Origin of the sequence: Pontibacillus sp. HMF3514 (assembly GCF_009858175.1) — a bacterium.
Classification (GTDB): Bacteria; Bacillota; Bacilli; order Bacillales; family BH030062; genus Pontibacillus.
Genome location: NZ_CP047393.1, coordinates 2,264,013 through 2,286,024 on the forward strand (window position 1 = coordinate 2,264,013; position 22,012 = coordinate 2,286,024).

Annotated in this window: 25 protein-coding genes and 1 pseudogene; 8 read left to right on the forward strand and 18 right to left on the reverse strand. The window is 37.2% G+C overall.

What is annotated here, in order from left to right; translation table 11 throughout:
* Nucleotides 1-160: 160 nt before the first annotated feature.
* The 8 genes from GS400_RS11760 to GS400_RS11795 form a co-directional block, all read right to left on the reverse strand.
* The gene (locus tag GS400_RS11760; RefSeq protein WP_160102017.1) at nucleotides 161-430 is read right to left on the reverse strand and encodes a 2Fe-2S iron-sulfur cluster-binding protein; all 270 of its coding nucleotides are present in this window, start codon (nucleotides 428-430) and stop codon (nucleotides 161-163) included.
* 273 nt (nucleotides 431-703) lie between these two features.
* Nucleotides 704-2,110: a dihydrolipoyl dehydrogenase gene (gene lpdA / locus GS400_RS11765; RefSeq protein WP_160102019.1), complete on the reverse strand. Its 1,407-nt coding sequence runs from the start codon at nucleotides 2,108-2,110 to the stop codon at nucleotides 704-706.
* Nucleotides 2,110-3,348: a dihydrolipoamide acetyltransferase family protein gene (locus GS400_RS11770; protein ID WP_160102021.1), complete on the reverse strand. Its 1,239-nt coding sequence runs from the start codon at nucleotides 3,346-3,348 to the stop codon at nucleotides 2,110-2,112. Before GS400_RS11770 ends, lpdA begins: the two co-directional genes overlap by 1 nt.
* A 20-nt stretch (nucleotides 3,349-3,368) precedes the next feature.
* Entirely contained in the window at nucleotides 3,369-4,364 is a 996-nt protein-coding gene (locus GS400_RS11775; RefSeq protein ID WP_160102023.1) for an alpha-ketoacid dehydrogenase subunit beta, read from the reverse strand.
* Nucleotides 4,364-5,434 (reverse strand): pyruvate dehydrogenase (acetyl-transferring) E1 component subunit alpha, encoded by a 1,071-nt coding sequence (gene pdhA / locus GS400_RS11780; protein WP_160102025.1) that lies wholly within the window; start codon nucleotides 5,432-5,434, stop codon nucleotides 4,364-4,366. The genes GS400_RS11775 and pdhA overlap by 1 nt, the downstream gene beginning before the upstream one ends.
* 15 nt (nucleotides 5,435-5,449) lie before the next feature.
* The gene (locus tag GS400_RS11785) at nucleotides 5,450-6,556 is read right to left on the reverse strand and encodes a Leu/Phe/Val dehydrogenase (protein WP_160102027.1); all 1,107 of its coding nucleotides are present in this window, start codon (nucleotides 6,554-6,556) and stop codon (nucleotides 5,450-5,452) included.
* 38 nt (nucleotides 6,557-6,594) lie between these two features.
* On the reverse strand, nucleotides 6,595-6,990 hold the full coding sequence (locus GS400_RS11790; protein ID WP_160102029.1) for a thioesterase family protein: 396 nt from the start codon (nucleotides 6,988-6,990) through the stop codon (nucleotides 6,595-6,597).
* Between the two features lie 407 nt (nucleotides 6,991-7,397).
* The gene (locus GS400_RS11795; RefSeq protein WP_160102030.1) at nucleotides 7,398-8,357 is read right to left on the reverse strand and encodes an NAD(P)H-dependent flavin oxidoreductase; all 960 of its coding nucleotides are present in this window, start codon (nucleotides 8,355-8,357) and stop codon (nucleotides 7,398-7,400) included.
* A gap of 68 nt (nucleotides 8,358-8,425) precedes the next feature.
* On the opposite strand from GS400_RS11795, the gene GS400_RS11800 reads away from it, so the two are divergent.
* Together GS400_RS11800 and GS400_RS11805 are read left to right on the forward strand one after the other, a co-directional pair.
* On the forward strand, nucleotides 8,426-8,938 hold the full coding sequence (locus tag GS400_RS11800) for a gamma carbonic anhydrase family protein (protein WP_160102032.1): 513 nt from the start codon (nucleotides 8,426-8,428) through the stop codon (nucleotides 8,936-8,938).
* A gap of 72 nt (nucleotides 8,939-9,010) precedes the next feature.
* Entirely contained in the window at nucleotides 9,011-9,562 is a 552-nt protein-coding gene (locus GS400_RS11805) for a hypothetical protein (protein ID WP_160102034.1), read from the forward strand.
* Between the two features lie 34 nt (nucleotides 9,563-9,596).
* On the opposite strand, the gene GS400_RS11810 is transcribed toward GS400_RS11805, so the two are convergent.
* Nucleotides 9,597-10,037 carry a hypothetical protein gene (locus GS400_RS11810; protein ID WP_160102036.1) on the reverse strand — a complete coding sequence of 147 codons (441 nt, stop codon included), beginning with the start codon at nucleotides 10,035-10,037 and terminating at the stop codon, nucleotides 9,597-9,599.
* A gap of 176 nt (nucleotides 10,038-10,213) precedes the next feature.
* On the opposite strand from GS400_RS11810, the gene GS400_RS11815 reads away from it, so the two are divergent.
* The gene (locus GS400_RS11815; RefSeq protein ID WP_160102038.1) at nucleotides 10,214-10,603 is read left to right on the forward strand and encodes a VOC family protein; all 390 of its coding nucleotides are present in this window, start codon (nucleotides 10,214-10,216) and stop codon (nucleotides 10,601-10,603) included.
* Between the two features lie 16 nt (nucleotides 10,604-10,619).
* A complete protein-coding gene (locus GS400_RS11820) occupies nucleotides 10,620-11,225 on the forward strand; it encodes a hypothetical protein (RefSeq protein WP_160102040.1) in 606 nt (201 codons plus the stop codon).
* On the opposite strand, the gene GS400_RS11825 is transcribed toward GS400_RS11820, so the two are convergent.
* The 3 genes from GS400_RS11825 to GS400_RS11835 form a co-directional block, all read right to left on the reverse strand.
* Nucleotides 11,222-11,686: an NUDIX hydrolase gene (locus tag GS400_RS11825; protein ID WP_160102042.1), complete on the reverse strand. Its 465-nt coding sequence runs from the start codon at nucleotides 11,684-11,686 to the stop codon at nucleotides 11,222-11,224. The genes GS400_RS11820 and GS400_RS11825 overlap by 4 nt on opposite strands.
* Nucleotides 11,687-11,767: 81 nt before the next feature.
* On the reverse strand, nucleotides 11,768-12,634 hold the full coding sequence (locus tag GS400_RS11830; protein ID WP_160102044.1) for an STAS domain-containing protein: 867 nt from the start codon (nucleotides 12,632-12,634) through the stop codon (nucleotides 11,768-11,770).
* 110 nt (nucleotides 12,635-12,744) lie between these two features.
* Nucleotides 12,745-13,257 carry a GrpB family protein gene (locus GS400_RS11835; protein WP_160102046.1) on the reverse strand — a complete coding sequence of 171 codons (513 nt, stop codon included), beginning with the start codon at nucleotides 13,255-13,257 and terminating at the stop codon, nucleotides 12,745-12,747.
* A 178-nt stretch (nucleotides 13,258-13,435) separates the two neighbouring features.
* On the opposite strand from GS400_RS11835, the gene GS400_RS11840 reads away from it, so the two are divergent.
* Nucleotides 13,436-14,491: a M42 family metallopeptidase gene (locus GS400_RS11840; RefSeq protein WP_236560899.1), complete on the forward strand. Its 1,056-nt coding sequence runs from the start codon at nucleotides 13,436-13,438 to the stop codon at nucleotides 14,489-14,491.
* 64 nt (nucleotides 14,492-14,555) lie between these two features.
* On the opposite strand, the gene GS400_RS11845 is transcribed toward GS400_RS11840, so the two are convergent.
* The 3 genes from GS400_RS11845 to GS400_RS11855 form a co-directional block, all read right to left on the reverse strand.
* Complete coding sequence (locus GS400_RS11845; RefSeq protein WP_236560902.1) at nucleotides 14,556-14,858, reverse strand: PepSY domain-containing protein; 303 nt, start codon at nucleotides 14,856-14,858, stop codon at nucleotides 14,556-14,558.
* A 41-nt stretch (nucleotides 14,859-14,899) separates the two neighbouring features.
* Nucleotides 14,900-15,160 (reverse strand): hypothetical protein, encoded by a 261-nt coding sequence (locus GS400_RS11850; protein WP_160102050.1) that lies wholly within the window; start codon nucleotides 15,158-15,160, stop codon nucleotides 14,900-14,902.
* Nucleotides 15,161-15,257: 97 nt separating this feature from the next.
* Nucleotides 15,258-16,466: an MFS transporter gene (locus tag GS400_RS11855; RefSeq protein ID WP_160102052.1), complete on the reverse strand. Its 1,209-nt coding sequence runs from the start codon at nucleotides 16,464-16,466 to the stop codon at nucleotides 15,258-15,260.
* Nucleotides 16,467-16,580: 114 nt separating this feature from the next.
* Here GS400_RS11855 and GS400_RS11860 point away from each other — a divergent pair, with 114 nt between their 5' ends.
* Nucleotides 16,581-17,432 carry a LysR family transcriptional regulator gene (locus GS400_RS11860; protein WP_160102054.1) on the forward strand — a complete coding sequence of 284 codons (852 nt, stop codon included), beginning with the start codon at nucleotides 16,581-16,583 and terminating at the stop codon, nucleotides 17,430-17,432.
* A 111-nt stretch (nucleotides 17,433-17,543) separates the two neighbouring features.
* Here GS400_RS11860 and GS400_RS11865 read toward each other — a convergent pair.
* A pseudogene (locus GS400_RS11865) lies at nucleotides 17,544-17,900 on the reverse strand (Type 1 glutamine amidotransferase-like domain-containing protein); the annotation flags it as partial.
* Nucleotides 17,901-18,198: 298 nt separating this feature from the next.
* On the opposite strand from GS400_RS11865, the gene GS400_RS11870 reads away from it, so the two are divergent.
* Nucleotides 18,199-19,104: a DUF1002 domain-containing protein gene (locus tag GS400_RS11870; protein ID WP_160102056.1), complete on the forward strand. Its 906-nt coding sequence runs from the start codon at nucleotides 18,199-18,201 to the stop codon at nucleotides 19,102-19,104.
* Between the two features lie 374 nt (nucleotides 19,105-19,478).
* The gene (locus GS400_RS11875; protein ID WP_160102058.1) at nucleotides 19,479-20,477 is read left to right on the forward strand and encodes a tRNA dihydrouridine synthase; all 999 of its coding nucleotides are present in this window, start codon (nucleotides 19,479-19,481) and stop codon (nucleotides 20,475-20,477) included.
* 386 nt (nucleotides 20,478-20,863) lie between these two features.
* Here the strand turns inward: GS400_RS11875 and GS400_RS11880 are convergent, their stop codons facing one another.
* Both GS400_RS11880 and GS400_RS11885 read right to left on the reverse strand, forming a co-directional pair.
* Nucleotides 20,864-21,262 carry a hypothetical protein gene (locus tag GS400_RS11880; protein WP_160102060.1) on the reverse strand — a complete coding sequence of 133 codons (399 nt, stop codon included), beginning with the start codon at nucleotides 21,260-21,262 and terminating at the stop codon, nucleotides 20,864-20,866.
* A gap of 213 nt (nucleotides 21,263-21,475) precedes the next feature.
* Nucleotides 21,476-21,883: a hypothetical protein gene (locus tag GS400_RS11885; protein ID WP_160102062.1), complete on the reverse strand. Its 408-nt coding sequence runs from the start codon at nucleotides 21,881-21,883 to the stop codon at nucleotides 21,476-21,478.
* Nucleotides 21,884-22,012: the final 129 nt, after the last annotated feature.

Sequence of the window (22,012 nt, forward strand, 5' to 3'; positions counted from 1 at the left end):
AATGTTTATTATTTACATCTAAATGATGTATTAATCTTTCTATTTCCGCATAGTAATATGGTTAAACTTACTTTTAGAAAATAGTACCATTTCCACACATAAGAAAGTGTATATAAAACAAAAAGCCCTCCAAATATGGAGAGCTTTTCTATGTATCCTATTATTTTAATGGGACAGTCTGACAAGCAAGTCGATACCCTTCGCTTAATTGATCCTCAATTTGTTCATGTTCTTTTGGAGTTGGTTTGTTTACGATATCCTGTCCATTTACTAGCTCAACCTTACAGCGAGTACAGTTCCCTTTTTGACACTTATAATCTAAAGGGATTTCTTGTTCAAATGCTGTTGCAAGCAAGGATTTGCCCTTTACAGGCTCAATATCGTAAACTTCCCCTTCCTGCTTAACTTTTATGGTGAAATTTTGATCCATTATAACTCCATCCTTTCTGCAATAAATATTAAGTCTAAAGAGTCCTATGTATATTGTATGCGTAATTAAGGATTAGGACAAGTTCAGATAAATTAATGGTCTATTCGGATTCTCTTTTATAACGATAGCTTGCTCCCCCATTTGCTTCCCTAATTGTTCAAATTGAGTCCGATTCATTTATTAAAATAAACGTATTGCTCTGAATATCCAGTAATACCAACACTCAGACAAAAAAAGCTATGAGACTCCTATAGAAATCTCATAGCTTCTTTATTAAGACTTAACCTTTTCCTGTTTCGTTGTAAACTCTGCTAATGAGATAGACTCATTAAAGCTTGGGTGAGGATAGTGCGGAAACTTCAAGTCTTCATCTCGCGCCACCATTTCTAGAGCGACTGTACCTGTTGAAACGAGTTCAACAGCTCCTTCACCTAATCCATGGAAACCTAAGACTAGATCTGTGGCATCATCCACAATGTACTTAATGAACCCTTCACGTTTACCATGAACTGTGGCAAATCCATTCCCACCATAACCAAATTGGGCAACACGTATATCAACATATTGATCTTTTGCTTCTTCTTCTGTTAACCCGACAGAAGCAATAGGTGGTATGGAATGCACGACAGTCGGCAAAAATGTGCCGTCAAATTCAGCCGGTTTTCCTGCAATCGTATCTGCAACCACTTCCGATTGTTTAATAGCTTTCACAGCTAATGCAGGCCCCTCTGTTACATCCCCAATAGCATAAATATTAGATATAGACGATCTCATTTGTTTATCTACTTTAATATGTCCTTCTTCACTCATATCCATTTTTAATCGATCAATTCCAAGGTCCGAAGAATTCGGTAGATGACCAAGGGATATAAAAGCATGAGAGCCTTCAAGAAGTACAACTTCCTCATTTTTCAAGAGCGATACTTGCGTCCCTTCCCCTTGATTCTCAACTGATTTCAGCTCACAAGATTTATAGAGCTTAATTTTTTGTTTCTTGAGCAATCGACCTAGCTCTTTATTAATGGATGAATCAAAATCAAATTCACTTTTTCCACCATCCAAGACAAGAGATACCTTTGAGCCGAATTGATGGTAGCTCATAGCAACTTCAAGTGCAATATAGTCACTTCCATACACAATTAAATGTTCAGGTACTTCTTCTAAGTGGAAAATGGACCTTGAATCTAAAATGCGTTTATGATCTATATCAATCCCCTGTCCATGCCTTGGACGACTTCCCGTAGCGACAATAGCATGGTTAAAATGAAACACATCAAACTGATGACCATTATCTACACCTATGCGATCCTCTGATAAAAAGGACGCATGCCCTTCTACCATTTCAATTTTATTCTTTTTACAAAGCGCTTCGACACCTTTACGCAAAGTAGAGACCACTTGATCCCGATAGGATTGTAAATTTTCCAAAGAAAAACTTGGTTCTCCAACATCAATACCAAAAGAACTTAGTCCAGGTACTTCAGATAGTTTTTTAGCGCTTGTTGTATAGACCTTTGAAGGAATACATCCTTCATTTAAACAAATTCCACCTATCTGTTCTTTTTCAATTAGTGTAACCCGAAATCCGTGCTGCGCGGCGTTGATAGCGGCATTGTATCCACCTGGTCCACCACCAATTATGACAACGTCTTTTTCTTCTGCTATTTCTCCGACAACCATTAGACCAACTCCAGTGTAATTAGATTCGGATGCTCGATGAGCTGGGCAAAACGATTGGTGAAGGTAACGGCAGAAGCACCATCTACAACACGGTGATCAAAGGACATGGATACATTCATCATTGAACGAATGACGATCTCATCATCACCACGAACTTCAGGTCTTCTCTTTGTTTTATGGAAGGCCATTAGTCCAACTTCTGGGTGGTTAATGATTGGCGTCGCACCAATACTCCCCTGCATAGGACCAACGTTACTAATGGTAAACGTACCACCAGTCATATCTTTGCTAGTTAACTCATTATTTTGAGCTTTAGCTGTTAGGGCCTTCATTTCTTCATGGATTTCTTTAATAGACTTCTGATTCACATGATGGATAACAGGAACAATCAGCCCATCAGGTGTATCTGTAGCAATGCCAATATGGTGATCCTTTTCTAAATGAATCATTTCATTTTCTTCATCAAGCTTGGCATTGAACATCGGGAAATCTTTTAACGTTAAGGAAATAGCCTTAATGAATATAGCTGTCATGGATACGCCTTGATCAAGACTCTTCCATTCTTTTCGCCATTCTTGAACATCGGTCACATCAATCTCCTCAAAATGCGTGCAATGAGCAATCGTATGTAAGGAATGACTCATTTTCTTCGCAATTTGTTTACGACGCCCTTTAAAAGGAATAGATTCAGGTTGTTGGTCAGCAAAAGTTCGGGATGGAGCCTCTTGTTTTTCTTCAGCAGATTCTACTTCTTGAGTAGCTCCTCCATCTAAGAAACGATACACATCATCATCCATTATTCTTCCTGCAGGCCCTGTTCCTTCAACGCTTTCAATATCAATGCCATGATCACGTGCAATTTTACGAGTGTAAGGAGATGCCAGAACACGCCCTTGCGTTTTTTCCAGGACAGCCGTAGCTGCAGAACTTGACGTTTGCACTTGTTCTGCTTGTGGGGCAGCCTCTTCAACAGGCTTCGACTCTTCCTGTTTTTGAACAGCGCCTTCAGCATTCATGACCAATACGGTTGTACCAACAGATATGGTTGTACCTTCTTCGATTTTAAGCTCCTCAATGGTCCCGTTTGCTGGAGCTGGGATTTCTGCTGTCATTTTATCTGTTTGTACTTCTACAAGTGGGTCATCTGCTTTGACAGAATCGCCTGCTTTCACGAAATAATGCAACACTTCCGCTTCTGTCATGCCTTCACCAATATCATGAAGCTTTACTTCTACCATCTTATTCACCACCCTTTCGATTAAAAGTTAACAACCTTTTGAATCGCTTGAACAACGCGATTTGATGTCGGTAAATAGTGATCCTCATAAGCAAAGAATGGAACCGGTGTATCAAACCCTGTCACATATTCAACCGGTGCTTTTTGATAAAGGAAAGATGTATCATTGATAATCGATTGGATCTCACAACCAACACCACCAGTGCGGTGCGCTTCGTGTAAAATAACGGTACGTCCTGTTTTCTGTACAGATTCAGCAATCAAATCTTTATCAAGTGGGTAAAGTGTACGTAAATCAATAACATCACACGTTACGCCTTGCTCAGCCATTTCTTTTGCAGCTTTTTCAGCGACTGGTACCATTGCACCCCAAGCGAAAATACTGACATCGTCACCTTCCATCACACGTTTGCCTTTCCCAATTTCAACGGTGTACTTATCCTCTGGAACTTCTTCACGTGAGGAACGATAACTTTTCATTGGCTCTAGGAAAATAACCGGATCTGGATCTTCAATACTTGCCACTAAAAGACCTTTTGCATCATATGGTGAGGAAGGACAAACCACTTTAATTCCTGGCATATGAGTGAAAAGTGCTTCAATCGAGTCCGAATGAATTTCAGGTGCACGAACACCCGCTCCATAAGGCGCACGAATAACCATCGGCACAGAATAGTGTCCCATTGTACGTGCACGAATTCTAGAAGCGTGTGTCATGATTTGCTCGTATGCTGGATAAACAAATCCTAGGAATTGAATTTCAACAACAGGTCTCAATCCATTTACAGCCATACCAATTGCTGCTCCTGTAAAACCTGCTTCACTTAATGGAGTGTCCATAACGCGTGTTTCTCCAAATTCACTTTGCAACCCATCTGTTGCACGGAATACGCCTCCATTAACGCCAACGTCTTCACCTAATACAAGCACATCATCATGCTCACGTAACATCGTACGCATACCATCCGTTACCGCTTGAACAAGGGTTAATGTATTCGTCTTAACAGCTGTTGACATTACATGCCACCTCTTTCTAATGAAGCAAAATAGGCTTTTTTCTGTTCTTCAATCGTCCAAGTTGGTTTTTCAAATACATAGTCGAAAAGGTCCTCTGGATTCGCTTCAGGCATAGCTTCCATCTCTTGAACTGCTTGATCGATTTCTTTAGAGATTTCTTCTTTCATCTGCTTGACCCAAGCTTCGTCATAGAGGCCTTGTTTTTTCATATATAGCTCAACACGAAGGATGGGGTCTCCTTTTTCACGACGTGTATCACTTTCTTTCTGATCACGATACTTTGTAGGATCATCAGCTGTTGTATGTGCACCATAGCGCCATGTTACAGCTTCAATTAAGCTTGGCCCTTCCCCGTTACGAGCACGGTCTAAAGCTTTTTGCGTTTCAAAATAAACAGCAAAAACATCATTTCCGTCTACACGTACAGAAGGCATGTCATAGGATAACGCCTTTTGTGCAATGGTTTTCGAACGCATTTGTTTTGATATATGAACGGATATTGCGAAATTGTTGTTTTGGTTGAAATACACAACAGGAGCTTGAAGGACACTCGCCATGTTCATTCCTTCATGAAAGTCCCCTTCAGATGTTGCACCATCACCGAAATAACAGATGACCGCATTCTTCGTTCCTTTTCTTTTCTCAGCAAAAGCTGTACCTGCTGCATGAGGTAACTGGGTTGCGATTGGAACAGCTGGTGGGAAAATATGTCTGCCTTCAGGTGGTACACACGCTTCATTACGGCCATTCCAATAAGCTAAGATATTTTTCAAGGAGTGGCCAAACGTCATTGTTGCTCCGTGATCACGATAGGTTGGATACATCCAATCATCATCCTCTAATGCATAAGCACTTCCAACTTGGGCTCCTTCTTGGCCCTCAAATGGCGCATATGTACCAATACGGCCTTGACGCTGTAAACTAATACACTTACGGTCAAATGTACGAATACGAACTAATTGACGATAAATCTGTTTAACTAAATCCTCTGTAACGTTCTCCTGAAACTCTTCCGATACAACATTTCCTTCTTCATCAATCCATTGCTTCATTGGAAATTGATTTTCCATGAATGTCTCCCCTTCCTATGAACGAATCGTCCATTTTGGTCGTTTTTGATGTGAGAAAAAGTTATTTCTACGACTACGTGCTCCCATTCGTGTTTCACAAAACTTATTTGCGGCATCAACAGTCGGTATATCTAGATTTTCAGATTGTTCATAGATGGATAAGAGTGAATTATAGATCGCCTTAGTTTTGGTTAACACACGTTCGCGATTTGGCTCATACAACTCATCAGACACTTGTATTAAACCACCACTATTTACAATATAGTCCGGTGCATAAAGAATCCCTTTCTCATGAAGAACCCTTCCGTGCTTGTCATCTAGAAGCTGGTTATTCGCTGATCCTACTACAGCTTTTACTTGAAGTGATTCTAGTGTTTCATCATTAATCACACCACCAAATGCACACGGTACGAATACATCAGCATCTGCCTTATAAATCTCATCTCCGTTAACAACATGAACAGAGCGATTCATTTCTTTACCTTTCGTGACTACCTCATCAATGGCATGTTGATTAATGTCACAAACATAAAGATCTGCCCCTTCTTCTAACAAGCGCAGGGCTACTTTACCGCCGACTTTTCCAAGTCCTTGAATGGCATAGGTTTTACCTTTTACAGAGCTACTTCCCCAAACAGCTTCATTCGTAGCTTGGATTCCATACATGACACCAAGAGCGGTAGGAACAGATGAATCACCGTGACCTCCATACTCTTCTGGCACTCCTACAATACAGTTAGTTTCTTTTAACGCATGTACGAAATCTTCCGGTGTAGTCCCCATGTCTGTACCGGTGTAAAAGCGTCCATTTAACGACTCAACAAATTGTCCAAAAGCTCTAAAAAGTTCAGGAGAACGGTCTTTTTCAGGATCACCGATAATAACAGATTTCCCGCCTCCAAAATCCACGTCCGAAGCTGCACATTTATAGGTCATACCTTTTGATAGTCTTAGTACATCTTGCAAAGCCTCATCTACACTGTTATACGGTCGCATACGACAGCCACCAAGTGCAGGTCCAAGTGTTGTATTATGTATGGCAATAATGGCTTTCAAACCTGTATCAGGATCGTTACAGAAAACGACCTGTTCATGTTCATAAAACTTCTCAAAAATATCCATAAAAGACACCCCTATATTAAACTAGAAAACTAGCAAGATTAGTTATCGCTCTCTGCTAGTTTTTTATGAATCTCTTCTTTCGGTAATATAGCCTGTGTGACTTTTCCTGCACCTATCACACCTTTATCGTTCTTAGCTTCAACCTCTGTAATAATGACATTATTCTTTAGTTCGGTTAGTGTCGCAGTTACATAAACATTGGTTCCAACCGCAGTTGGTGCGACATGCTTAACAGAAACTGCAGCTCCAATCCCTTCCTCATGATCTTCTATGTATGGGAGGATGATTTGTCTAGCAGCCCACTCCATGTGATAGACCATTGAAACCGTTGAGTATGCTTCATGAACTACATTACCTTCAAACTGCGCAAACATATCTTCAGTGACTTGGGCTGTGATAGTGGCTGTCTGTCCAACTTCCATTCCTGGCTTCATTGAAATCCCCCTTCTATTACCATTAAATAGGTATGCTCAAATGCAACTACTCATTCTTATATTTTGTTTAACTTTATATGCAAGCGTTTTCAAAATTAACCTTTTAATAATGTTGATCTACAGTTATATGATACATGCACAGACCAACGTAATTATATCGTTATGTTATCATCAGCTTTAATATTCTGTCAATTAATTTTCAAAAAATTGAAATAAGATTAAAGGTATAAATAAGAATATAAATTGCAGTACATCAATCTTTTAAAGTGGTTAAGTGTCTTAGGATAATGAAGTAATGATACAGAATTTAGTTCAATGTATATTACGATATTTTAACGATGAACGTTGTTTATGTAATAAAAAAAGAGCAGAGCGTTTTATTTATGCCCTGCCCTTTTCTCAAAAACCTATGAGAACTTCATTAAATTTGAGTGAACCTTTTCAATTTGTTGTTTTACATCATCCATCATTCCATCTAGTAATTCCTGAACAGTTGGTATATCCTTTAGAAGACCCGAAATTTGTCCGCCATTTATAAAGCCTTCCTCTAACCTTCCTTCTAATGCTCCAATTTTGTGATAGTCTTCAGACGTTAGAGTTTGAAATTCATCTTCAGAAACTCCTTCACGTTCATATGTTAAAAGTTTTTCTGCATAAGGTGTCTTCATCACTCTGCGAACTTTACCAACACTTCTCCCGACAATTACAGTTTTTGTATCATCTGCATTTATTAATTCTTGTTTGTAAGCATCATGAAATGGAGCTTCTTGGGTAGCGATAAATCTAGTACCCATTTGAACACCGCTTGCTCCAAGAGAAAGCATTGCAGCAATCCCCTTTCCATCTCCAATTCCTCCTGCTGCTACAACAGGAATATTTACCGTTTCCACAATTTGAGGAATTAACGTAAGTGTCGTTGTTTCAAAGTTTGAATTAATTCCCGCAGCTTCATACCCTTCTGCAACAATAACATCAGCTCCAGCTTGCTCTGCTTTATAGGCCTGCCTTTTTGAGGCAACAACCGTTATGACCTTGATTCCATGTTCATGAAAATAATGAATAAAAGGAGCTGGGTTCCCAGCTGACAGGGATACAACTGGCACATTATGTTTGGCTACTAATAGAATCATTTCCTCACGATAAGGTGTAACATTAAGAGGAATATTTACAGCAAAAGGTTGATCCGTTCGTTCTTTCGTATCTTGTATAATCTTTTCTACTTCAGCTGGAGTCATGGTTCCAACACCAATCGTACCAAGACCTCCCGCATTCGAAACTGCTGCAGTTAATGGTGCATTACTGATATTTCCCATACCACCTTGCATAATTGGATACTTAATATGTAAAGCCTGACATAAATCATTCATATTATTCTCACCTCGTATGATAAGTGTTATACTATTAACAAAATTAACACAATTAGAGGAGGATTTCTATGCTCTATCCTTATAATCAAATTATGCCTAAAGTAGATTCATCGGTTTTTGTAGCTCCTGGTGCCCACATCATAGGTGATGTTGAGATCGGAGAAGAATCTACCATATGGTTTAACGCTGTATTACGAGGTGACGAGGCACCGATTAAGATTGGTAAGAGAACAAGTATTCAAGATAATGCTACCTGTCATTTATATGAAGGATCTCCTTTGAATGTGGGTGATGAAGTAACAGTAGGTCATAATGTTATTTTGCATGGCTGCAATGTGGGAAACCGTTCTATTATTGGTATGGGTTCTACCATTTTAGATGGAGCTGAAATTGGAGAAGAATGCATAATTGGAGCTAACACCCTCATTTCACCAGGTAAAAAGTATCCCCCTCGTTCGCTTATTCTAGGTTCACCAGGAAAAGTCGTGCGCGAATTAAATGAACAAGATTTTGAACTTATTCAGCTATCCATTGATACATACGTTCAAAAAGGGAAAGAATTTAATGAGCAGCTAAAATAAACATGTATAAAGCGGATAGATAAAGCATAATGTTGCGATATCTATCCTTTTTTTGAGGTGATGTTGTATTATATGAAAAAGATTACTGGAATTGTTGTATGTGCATTATTGATTATTTGGGTTCTAACTTCTGATTTTATAGAAAATAATGTTCTCCATACTGCAACACAGCCAACTAAAGGGACTGAGGTTTCTTCATCTTCACCTGATGCTATTCATAATAAAACTGCCGAAGAAGAAGAAAATGCTCTATTAGAAGAGATAGGATTCGATATTAAGTACGTGGGAAAACCTTTCCCGGATCTAAAAAATGATTTACTTCAAGTTTTAAGAGGAACAAAACAAGATACTATTTTCTCTGAGAAAACAACAGGCATGCTGAACGGAGTGTCTATAACAGAGGATGGAACAGCCATAATAGATTTCAAAGATTTTAGAGATACAATTCCCTCCCCCACATCAGCTGAAAAAGGGAAACTATCTATAGAATTACATCGCGCTGTATTCAATTATCCAGAGGTCTCTACGGTGTATTATCAGTTTAATGGAAATGCTTCAGCTTGGTGGAATTGGTTAGAGGCTTACCCTGAACCCATTACGAGAGCAGTTTGGATGGATAATTAACGAAGAACAGGAGCCATTCGTGAAGTGCTCCTGTTTACTTTGTATTTGTTGGAGGGTTAAGCGGAATACCAACCACCGTCCTCCCCTTTCCTACACCTAACTCATAGATAATCTTAATTAGCATCATATTATTGGAAATATTAAGCCTTTCTGAAGGGATTAGAGAAGTCAATTCCTTTACTTTCTCCGACTCGAGACCTTCAGAATAAATATTGGTACAATCTATTTGTTCTGGCCTACCTTCATATCGAATCAGCTCCCCACACTCATATACCAGTTGAACATCATGTTCAGATCTATTTTCAATATTTACATGAACTTCGTATTCATTTTCTTCTCTTTTCAAAGTCGCTTCCGCCTCTATTTTTACATAAGCATCTGCATAATCCCCTTGATAACTACTAGACTCCACACCCTTATTCACTGAACACCCTAATAAGATCATGATGTAAAGACTTATTAATGAAATTTTCATCGTACTCCTCATAGTGACAACTCCTATATTTCGTAACTTCTTTGGCTTACAAATCATATTGACCATTAAATGAATCATCTATACCTCGTCATACCTATAGAAGCTTATATTATAAATAGGAAGGAAACCTCTTCCTTTTGATAGAAAATATCAGTGAGTAGTAAGGAGGAATAACCATGATATATGAAATGACCATCCAATTTAGAGTAACGGATATAACAAATGGACAGGCATGGTATGAGGGCCTTTTTCAAAGAAAGCCAGATTTTATACCACATGAGGGTTTTGCAGAGTGGGAAATCATCCCTGGCTGCTGGTTACAAGTTGCTGAAGGCACCCCTACCCCAGGGAATGGACCGCTTCGCCTCGGTGTCACAGACATAGAAGCTGAAAGGAATCGTATGGTGAATGAGTATGGAGCTGAACCCTTTGAAGTTCATTCTAGAAAAGAAGTACCTGTAAAATGGGGGACTTTTTCAGACCCTTGGGGGAACCGAATTGGATTTTTTGAAACATTAGATAAGGATGAAATGAATGAACGGATTGAAATGGTTTTGAAGAAGTAACAAAAGGAGATATAAAATGGACAAAAGAATGGATATTGCTATTAAAACCATAAACCTATTCCAATCTCACCCAAAGGTACAAAATGTCTTCTTAAGAGGCAGCCTACATAAAAACACCAATATCGATCCTTACTCGGATATCGATATTGGTGTAGATGTATCTGGATATGATAACGGTAAATTTTCATTAGAAGTACCTGCTATTATGCGAAGTCATTTTGATGTGCTATTTTTCGATTGGAGCCCTAGTCTTCTGCCCGATCAATATGTCCAATCTTATGTAATAAAAGGTACGCCTATATTTTGGCTAATTGATATTCAATGTATGGCTAACCCTCATGTTTCTTCTATTCAAAACATACGAAATGATTTTTACGAACACTTATTAAAACTTTGGATTCTAAACTTGAAGTATTACTTAAGAGGAAACTCAGAAGCTTTGAAGGATATTCATAAGCTTGGGTTTAGAACATTTAAAGAGGATGTGAGTTATAACAGTATCTATGAAATCCTATTTAATATTTTACTTGAAATTCGTTCAAATACTCATCCAAACTTACATGAATTCCTCGATCAATGTGAAACGACAATTCTAGACCATAAATACAGATTACAATCTTAAGGATCTAACCTGCCCATCATCTGATAAGGATTAACTTCCCAAGTTTCATATGGTATGTAATTGTCGGCATTCATCGCATCTAATGTGCGAGACTTCATGTGCGGACGTGTAATATATTCATTAATATTCTCTTCACTTAGCGGAACGAATGCAGCTTCTTTAATTTCTTCAGGTTGAATATTTAACAGACCACTATCAACATTTGCCTTAAAAACAACTGACATTAAATGCTTGGTGGCATTATAGTAAATTCCTGTTATTCCTAAGACATTAATTTTAACCCCCGTTTCTTCAAAAACTTCTCGATAGACTGCTTTGTCGAGGGCTTCCCCCTCTTCTACTTGACCACCCGGAGATTCCCATGTATCTGAGCGATTATGTGTCTTTACAAGCAACGCATCTCCTTCTCCATTTGTAATATACGCCGATACTGCAATTATATGTTTTGGATGATTATTCAACGTATGCCCTCCTAAATTATAAAGGTACTCTTAACCATCATACTAAAATATAAATCTAAAAAAAGCTGGTACCTACCAGCTTTAATTACTCTCTTCTTTCTCTGCTAAATAAAATCCAATATACTCTAGTGCAGATTCTAGGTCAGGAACCTTTTTCGCATTTAACTCTTTAAATTGCATATTATTCACTTCATGTTTGGCAATTTCAGGGGATATTCCTGTGATAATCGTTTCAATTCCCATAAGCTGAAGTGATTTCACAAGTGTAATGATTACAGGTGGAAAGTCATTATCTAAAATGACTAAACCAGACATATCAATAATAAAGTAATCCATTTGATGTTTAGAACCATACTGAAGAACCGTATTTGTAATATCCGCAGCTCGATTTTCATCAATAATACCTTGGATAGATAAAACAGAAACCCCTTTGGTTATTGGAATTATAGGAACACTTAAGTAAGCCATATTATATTTCGTCTGATCAAGTTCAATAATATATGAAAGTACCTCTGCCATAGACTTAAGATAATCTATATCCTCGTTACTAAAGTCTTTCTCCTCTTTATCCAATACACATAACGTACCAAACACATTCTCTTTTGCATCTGATAAAGTAACTCCCAAAAAGCCTCTCGTTCCTATATCGGATGTAACTTCTAGCTCCCTTGTTAGTTCATCCTTAGCTCCGTTTACGATACTTATGGCCTCATTTTCATTTTGTATAACTAAACGACAATATGTACCACTATATTCTAATGAGAACCCCTCTGGAACCATTTCTTCTTGTTGATTGAATGAACTAAGAACCGTCATTGCAGTGTCGCCTCTTCTAGCGACATAAGCTGTATTTACATTTAATTGATTCGTAATCAGTTTAAACATTTTCTTAGAGGCGGTCTTTAATGATTGAAATTCTGATGATTCGATATTATATTTATTTGCCATGAATTCTTTACCTCCTCTAAATATCAGTAGATTAGTAACAATTATAGTACTTTAATCTCGAGGTAAGCAAAGATTCAAGGTTATATCAGAATAATTCGTTGGACGTATATTTATTTGATGTACCAAGATAAGGCTTCCTGCTCAATATCTTTCACCAGTTGTTCCTTACCATCGATGTAAGCTTCCATATCATGAGGATATTGTTTTGCTAGTTTTTGTTTTAGCTCTCCATACTGTTGTGCAACATCCTCATGTGTACGTAAATAATCTCTGAAAGCCAAATGACGTTCCACATCTGGACTTCCTTCTTGAAAAACATGAATGTGGTGGCTTCGATCTTCTCCACCTTTACGAAAGTACCTTCTATTTTTGATCCCAAATTCCCCCATTGGTTCATAGCCAATATCCTTCATATCCTCATTATAGTTATCAATATTCCTTATGTTTTTAGCTACTGGCATCAAATCAATAATTGGCTTGGCAGACAGCCTAGGCACAGAAGTGCTCCCAATATGATGGATTGCTACTAGCTCTTCACCGAAAATATGATGTAATAAGTTCTTTTCTTCATTAAATTTATGAACCCAGTCCTCATTATAAGGTTCTACAATAACTCTTCTCATCAAACTCTCCTTTATTTTTAGCTTTGATTAACCATACAACCCCTACAATTATAAGTTTAAAGGGTTAAATTGATTTTGGAAACATTAACCACAAGTGTTTTCTTTAGTAGAAGGAAGAATAAAATTCCTTTACACTCATCATCCTATGAATATAAACAAGACAGGAGGATGAACAACTGTGGATCTTTTGAAGGAACTAACAGAAGCGAATGGGGCTCCTGGTTATGAGGGAGCAATCCGTCAAATAATGGAGCGTGAAATTAAAAAGCACGATGGAAAAGTAGTTCATGACCATCTTGGGAGTATTTTTGGCGAGAAAAAAGGGTCTACATCTGGACCAAGTGTTATGCTTGCCGGTCACATGGATGAAGTGGCTTTCATGGTACAAGAAGTAACCAAAGAAGGCTACTTACGTTTCACTCCATTAGGTGGATGGTGGAGTCAGGTGCTCCTTGCTCAACGCGTTTCAGTCGTTACAGAACATAAAACATTTACAGGAGTAGTTGGTTCAAAACCACCTCACGTATTAAAACCTGTCGAAAAAAATCAAGTCTATCCGATTAAAGAGATGTTTATAGATGTTGGAGCTAGTAGTAATGATCAAATAAAAGAATGGGGCATTCGCGTTGGCGACCCAATTGTTCCCGTGTGTCCGTATGAAATTTTGCCTGATCATGACACAATTTTAGCAAAAGCTTTAGACAACCGCTTCGGATGTTATCTTGCATTAGAAGTGATGAGACAACTCCGAGATATTGATCATCCCAACACAGTGTATGCTGGAGCAACCGTTCAAGAAGAAGTTGGCTTAAGAGGTGCAGCAACGTCACCATACGAAGTAAACCCCGATATTGCTATAGCACTTGATGTAGGTGTGGCACAAGATGGACCAGCTGGCAAAGGGCATCCGAGTTTGGGCGCAGGACCACTTGTAACATTTTTAGATGCAACAATGATTCCGAATACACGCTTACGTAATCTGGTTATCGATACAGCTGATAAAAACAATATTCCTTACCAAATCGATGTCATGACAGGTGGCGGAACTGACGCTGGTAAGTTCCACTTATTTAAACAAGGCGTTCCATCAATCGTCATCGGAGTTCCTGCTCGATATATCCATAGTAATGTATCCATGGTCAGTAAAAAAGACATTGAGAACTGTGCCAAGCTCGTAACGGAACTTCTGAAAAAACTTGATGAACAGCAACTTAAAAATATTATTGGGTATTAATTCACCGCTTTTTAAAAAACAGAGCTTGAAAACCAAGCTCTGTTTTCATACATTTATGTACAAATTAACTCAAAGGTCCATAAACACTTACGCATTCACCAGTATAAGCATCAACAATAACCGTTGGGTGTTTGCCGTTAATTTTAAGTGTTATTTCCCATTCTCTATGGTTGGTCATACTATTCCACAATCCGATTTTCTTCACTAAATGTGTCTTCGAAATATGTTCTGATGTTAAAGTATCAACTTCAATATTCATAGGCCTTATCCCCAAGTCCTCTGGTGGATCATTTAAGCACTTCACAGCTTGAATTAATGCCCCACTTGTACTTAATACTGGCTTCTGGTGTTCATATAGAAAAACCATAACCACTATGATGAGAAGAACTACCCCTACATTCATCACTTTCATAAAAAGCTCCCTCTCAATATCAGAAATTCAACAAACACAATGGCGCCACATAAAAAGAAAAATGTGCCTAATCGAAACTCTGCTCCCCAATCTCTTTTTAATTCACCTTTAAAGAATGAGAACAGATCAGGCTGAAAATCAAACTTTACACACTCAAAAAAGTCATCCATATCCTCAAATAACATCCGAAAAATTGAACGAAAGATATAATAATCTGCTACCACAAAACCTATAAGTAAGGCTAACCCTACAATCATAAAACATCCCCCCCTTTTATTTTACTGGAGCTCCTTTAAAGCTCTCTTAAATATTTCTACGTATTAACACAATTTTCGTTTCAGAATAAAAAATATATTAAGGTTGTAAGACATTTGCTATTCTTTTATGAGTCACTGTTTTATTTATAGTCACAACAGCAAACAACAAAATGATGACAACTGGGATCATCATCGCCAAATATCCACGATTAGCCCCAAAATACTCGCTAATTAATCCTAATATCGGACTCCCTACTACCACTGATCCTTGATTGATCAACATGCGAAAACTTGCCATCCTTCCATGATAATTTGGCTCTGTTATCATCTGCTGTAATGATTGCGTACTTACCCTTAATAGCGTGGTACCAAGACCTATAAAAAATATTCCTATAAAAGCAGATGTTACGTCCCTGGTAAAGGAAAAAATACTTAACCCAACCATAATCAATAGTAAAGAATATACAGTTGCAAAGGATTTATATTTCTTTAACATCCAAGAGGCAAAAATCCCAGCTATGATTGCAGAAATTGAAAACGTACCTTCTAACAAACCAAATACTTTACTAGAAGTCTCCAAGTAACTGTTTGTGTAAACTGGAAGAAGGCCTGTATTGGAATGTACGGTTAACTGCCCTACAAAACCAATTATGATTAAATACAATACAATATTATTATTTTTTAAATAAGAATATCCATTTTTTAAATCAGTTAGGAAAGGTTGAGGTACAGGAGTATCTTTTATATTCACATTTTCTACTTTAATTATGGATAAACTGATTATGGCTAGGCTGCTTAACATCACTATGATGAGGATGATTTCAGCATCTGGTAAAATAGCCAATAATACTCCTGCTAAACTCGCTCCTGTTACCATTCCAAATTCAGATAGACTAGTCGAGATTCCGATAACTTTTGCATAGTCTTTCTTTGAAAACAAACCAACTACAAGCGCTTGTAAAGCTGGTCGATTCATTGAATGAACGGATCGTAAAATAAGATGAAACATAAATAATAACCAAACATGAAGCATATCCAATTCAGCAGTTATTGCAAATATTAAAAACACAGCTGTAGTTATACTGAGACCTATAAGTGCGATTCTCTTTCGATTTAGACGATCTACAATGACACCAAAAATAAGGTTTAATATTAATCCTGGCAAAAAGCCAATCCCTATTAACATCCCAGAATAAAAAGCATTTCCTGAAAGTTCATATAACAACCAGCCCACCACAATCATATACATAGATCCACTCATAGAAGAAAATAGCATCATTAAACTGTAGAGAACTTTATTATTCATTTCATCTCCTCCTTTCCCTTTCCAATAAAAGTATATATAATAAAAATCAATAAGGATAATACATATTTTGAATTCAATTTGATAAGTAAAACTTATATTCTGGAGGTGATGTTTATGAGAGTAGAAGATCAAAAAATTTTAGTTGCACTGAAGGAAGCAGGAACAATAAGAGGTGCTGCAAAGGAGTTACTAATCTCACAACCAGCTTTGAGTCAACGCTTAAAGCATATCGAGGATCATTGGGGACAAAAAATTTTTATAAGATCACATAAACGCTTAGCTTTAACACCAGCAGGAGAACAAATAGTTGAATTTGCTAACAGAGTAATAAGTGAAGAAAGAAAAGTTCGAGATGAAGTATCGATTCATTCAGGAGGTATTGGAGGAACCCTATCACTTGGTGTATCTTCTGTCATTGGTCAATACGTATTACCTAAAATGTTAGAAACGTACATAAATCAACATCCTTATGTAAAAATCGATCTTGAGACAGGATTAAGTGAAGGGTTTAGACAGGCTCCTGATCATTTTCATATTTGTATCATACGCGGAGAGCCTATCAAACAAGAACACTGCCAGGAATTATTCTCTGATAAGCTATATTTAGTCGAAAAGAAAGAATCTAATAAAAATACAAGAGATAAACCTTTAATTGAGTTTCAAGCAGATTCATCTTATGGCTCAACTGTTAATGAGTGGTTTTTACAGAACTCGAATATCTCTTACTCTCAAAAGATCAAAGTGGATCAAATTGAAACATGTAAACAACTCATGTCCAAAGGGATTGGAATGGCTGTATTACCTGAAATAGCTATTCAGGACCTGAATGATCAAGAATATTTGATTCACCCATTACATTTAAAAGGGAAAGCTATTACGCGAAAAACGTGGATCTGTACCTCTGATACAGCTCGACAATTGCCACAAGTTCAAGCATTTTTCCAAGTTCTCAAATTAGGCATATAAAACCCTCAACCTAATAAGGAGATATCATTTTAGATTGAGGGTTTTACTTTGATGCAATTTTTAATTCATTTTAGATCATTGATGTTTTCCCTTATAAGACTTCTATATGAATCAACCTATAACTCTTTCTAGCTTGGATTTACCGTTAAACACATAAACAGGTACATCTCCTACTACACTCGTTCCTTTTTCACTCATATTCAAAGCCACACCTTCAGATAAAGCAACAACTGGAGCATTATTCTTCATAACATACTCTTGTATAGATGCATCATCATCTTCGTTATAGTGGCAACAAAACGAGTAAGGTTGAACCATGTCCATTCCATTTAATCCATCATCTAAGTCACCTTCAAGATGAACGACCTTTTGACCAAATATCATCGCTCCAGCGCTTTGCCCATACACCTTACCCCCTTCGTCTATATATTGTTTTAGGACTTTATCGAACCCTGTTTGATTAAAAGTATTTAATAATTGTCACTCTTCGTTTTGAACAAATCCTAGTTCGTTGCCATCTATATCAAGAATCGTAAACTTTCTACTCCCATAAGCTGTATCACTTTTAGTCTCTTCAAATACTTCAATACATCTTGAACGTTGTCCTTCATATATTCCAAAATATGGACCGAATTTAAAATAGCCCCCATAATTAGATCGATTTAAACGAAAGGTAATACAAAAGCCCAACTGAGTTTGATTATTGATAAAAATAGTTTGAAAAAGGGTATAGATTTATACAAATCTTTATAAAGGGTGAGAAAAAATGCTTAAACGGTTCACTTTTATTTTGCTTTCTTTACTAATGATCTTTGGATTTATTGGGAATCAACTAACCTTCGCCTCAACAAATGACGGAGAAGGAATAAATGAAAAACTTGGGGTACCTATTGTTGTGTACGGTGACACGCTTTCAGATGCCCAGGAAAAAGAAGTTCGAAACCTATTAGAGGTACAAAACCAAGAGAACATTGATGAATACCGAGTAAATGGTAAGGATATTGCAAACTATATCGATGGAAATCCTAATTCTCGCATGTATTCATCAGTAAAAATTACTCCTAAAGAAAAAGGATCCGGCTTAGAAGTTAACCTTGTTACCCCAGACAACATCACTCAAGTTACAAAAGAAATGTATAAGAATGCATTGCTTACTGCAGGTGTCCAGAATGCAACAGTAGATGTCGCCTCTCCTGTAAAGGTATCAGGACATTCAGCATTAACTGGAATCTACAAAGCTTACGATGAAAAAGGGGCTAAACTAGATCAAGAAAGAATGAAAGTGGCTAATGAAGAATTAGATGTAGCTACAAAGCTAGCTGAAGATGCTGGGATTAACCAAGAACAGGTTAGCGAACTCATATCAGCAATTAAAAAGGAAATTGCCAAGCAAAACCCCGCTTCTAAAGAGGAAGTTGAACAAATTGTTAATGAGCAATTGAAATCCTTAAATATTGAATTAAGTGCTGAGGATCGTCAGTTGTTAACAAATTTATTCAATAAAATTCGTTCCTTAAATATTAATTTTAATGAAGTTCAAAAGCAGCTCGATGAGATCACTTCAAGCGTAAAAGATCTTATTAATGACAAGGGCTTCTGGAACAGTGTGGCAAACTTTTTTAATAGTATAATGAATGCTGTAGCTAACCTCATTAACAGTCTATTAAGTTAATTATGGTGCAAGTAAGACATTCAAAAGCTATAACGCATGTGATTTTTATAATGAAAATCACATGCGTTTTTTAAAAGGTTAAAGCTTATTTTTTGTAAATAAAAATACAGCAGAATAAGCATATTGAATAAAGCGTTGCATGTTTTGCAGTTCTCTTTCATTTTGTTTATTCCACTAAAGAGCCCTTTAACGGAAGACTTGAAAATGAGGCTCTCCTTCAAAACAAGACGGTATGTTCACTTGCACATTTCTCTTAATAGTATTAAAGTATATACTGGTTGAAATCCAGTCTAACTAGTCATGGATAAGAAACAAACAATTTACTTTTTAATTTTGAAAATATATTTCACATAAGGAAAGGGTTCAGATATATTATGAAAGATAATTTTTGGCATGAGTTGCCGCGGCCGTTTTTTGTTCTGGCACCGATGGAAGCCGTGACGGATGTCGTTTTTCGTCATGTTGTGAGTGAAGCTGCGAGACCTGACGTGTTCTTTACAGAGTTTACGAATACGGAAAGCTACTGTCATCCGAAAGGAAAAGATAGCGTAAGGGGGCGTTTGACGTTCACGGAAGATGAACAGCCTATCGTCGCCCACATTTGGGGAGATAAGCCGGAATATTTCCGACAAATGAGTATTGGTATGGCTGAAATGGGTTATCGCGGAGTGGATATCAATATGGGTTGTCCTGCGCCAAATGTTGCAACGAAAGGGAAAGGTTGTGGCCTGATCCGTCGTCCGGATGTTGCAGCGGAAATCATCCAAGCAGCCAAAGCAGGAGGACTGCCCGTAAGTGTGAAGACTCGTCTCGGTTATACAGAAGTCGAGGAATGGCACGACTGGTTGAAACACCTCCTAGAACAGGATATTACCAACCTTTCTATCCACCTCCGTACAAAAAAAGAAATGAGTAATGTCGATGCTCACTGGGAGCTGATTCCGGAGATCAAGAAACTTCGTGATGAGGTAGCGCCTGATACGCTTCTGACCATCAACGGAGACATCCCTGACCGTCAAAAGGGACTTGAACTAGTAGAAAAATACGGAGTGGATGGAGTGATGATCGGGCGAGGAGTTTTCCATAACCCGTTCTGCTTCGAAACAGAAAAGAAAGAGCATACGAGCGAAGAACTCCTTGACCTTCTGCGACTACAATTAGATCTTCATGATAAGTATTCTGAAGAGTTGGAGCCGCGACTATTTAAACCGCTTCGCCGCTTCTTTAAGATTTACGTCCGTGGATTCCGGGGAGCGAGTGAGTTGAGAAATCAATTAATGAGCACAGAATCCACCGATGAAGTCCGTGCTCTGCTTGATGAGTTTACAGAGGAAGATGGAGTGAAAGAAGAAGAAGGTTTTTCTGTTTCTTAACTAGCCCGTTTCGTTTGAATCGAATCATTCTTAGATATTTAAAGGAGAGGAAAGCCGATTGGGCTTTTCTCTCTTTTTTATATACAACTATGAAGCACATACACCTTTATTCTAGGTTTGCGCCCTTAATGGAATAAAACCTATTTTAATGTGATAATATAAACACTAGTAAAGCAATTAAAAAATAGCCTGAAAACAGCATTATCCCTCCTTAATATGTGTACTCTTGTAATTAACCTGCAAGTTAGCTTAAGTATATTTCTTTTCATTGCGACTCTCATTTTAACATAAATATCCAACTTTATTATTCAACAAATCTAAACTAAACAAAAATAATGCACATTCCTTGTTCCAGAAATGCGCTCGATCACAAGATTATTTAACTTTTATCTATTATTTGTTAGGGATCGAACTAATAAAATCCCTGTAATAATATCCAATGCCATTTGTGACTCTCTATATCTAAATGGTGATACAAACCATGGTTTCCCCACCCCAAACCAAGAAAACCAATAATAATCAGGTATGAAAGCTAAAACCATTAAGAACAAAGTAGGAACAAAAAGCCAATTGACTTTAAAGTTTCCTTGAAAAATTGCTTTTAAGCTAAACCATTCAACTAGAATGCCAATAAGCATTCCATATATAGTTAACTTTATATAAGGAATGGGTGTAGAGTCCATTTTTTTAATCAGCTCTTGAATAGTCCAATACATATCAGCAACCAGAAAAATGAGTAGGGCTACAATTCCAGTTGCTAAACCCTTAAAAAACCAGCTCTTCATCGGTCTCCCCCCTCTTTTGGATCATCTCTTTTTCTTAAAACCAATTATTTCAAAACAACAGTAAACCATCAATACCTCATTCCAATATATACCTATACAAAAAGACGCGTTATTAAACAAACGCGACCTTACATAACTAATTCTATGTACCCTCTGAATTTTCATCTAGAATGGCAGAAGTGTTTTAGTACACCTTTTCACACTTATTCTAAACTATCGACCAGCAAATTGATTGCCGAACATATTCTCTAGTTGATTTAAAATCACTTTATTTCGCCCTACATATTGAACGATAATATTTCCTTTTTTGAAAAAATGAGGGCTTGAGATATATTCAATACGAGCAAGTCCAATATTTCCGTCCCCGTGTATCTTAGAAGCATCCTTTTCCATTTCTTTATTTGTTTGGTATTCATATATCAATATAAAATCTTCATTTAACTTTATTAACTTAGGTACAACAGAAAGGAATTCATCTTTTTCGTTGTTTTCGATAATTGTGAAATCTACTCCTACTTTTTCAAGTTCCTCTGTGAGTTGGGAAAAATTAAAAGTGTCTGAGTTATTAGAACAACCAACCAAGAAGAAAATTAAGACAAACAAATTTATGCCTACCTTCATAATCCTCACCTTTTTATTCTTAGTCTGCCCAAAGTCAAAAATTATTCAGTTAAACTTCTTACATTATTCTAATCTATCGGATTGAGTAATTAATATAATGATAAAAGAGAAAATTAAAGGGAAAATGAC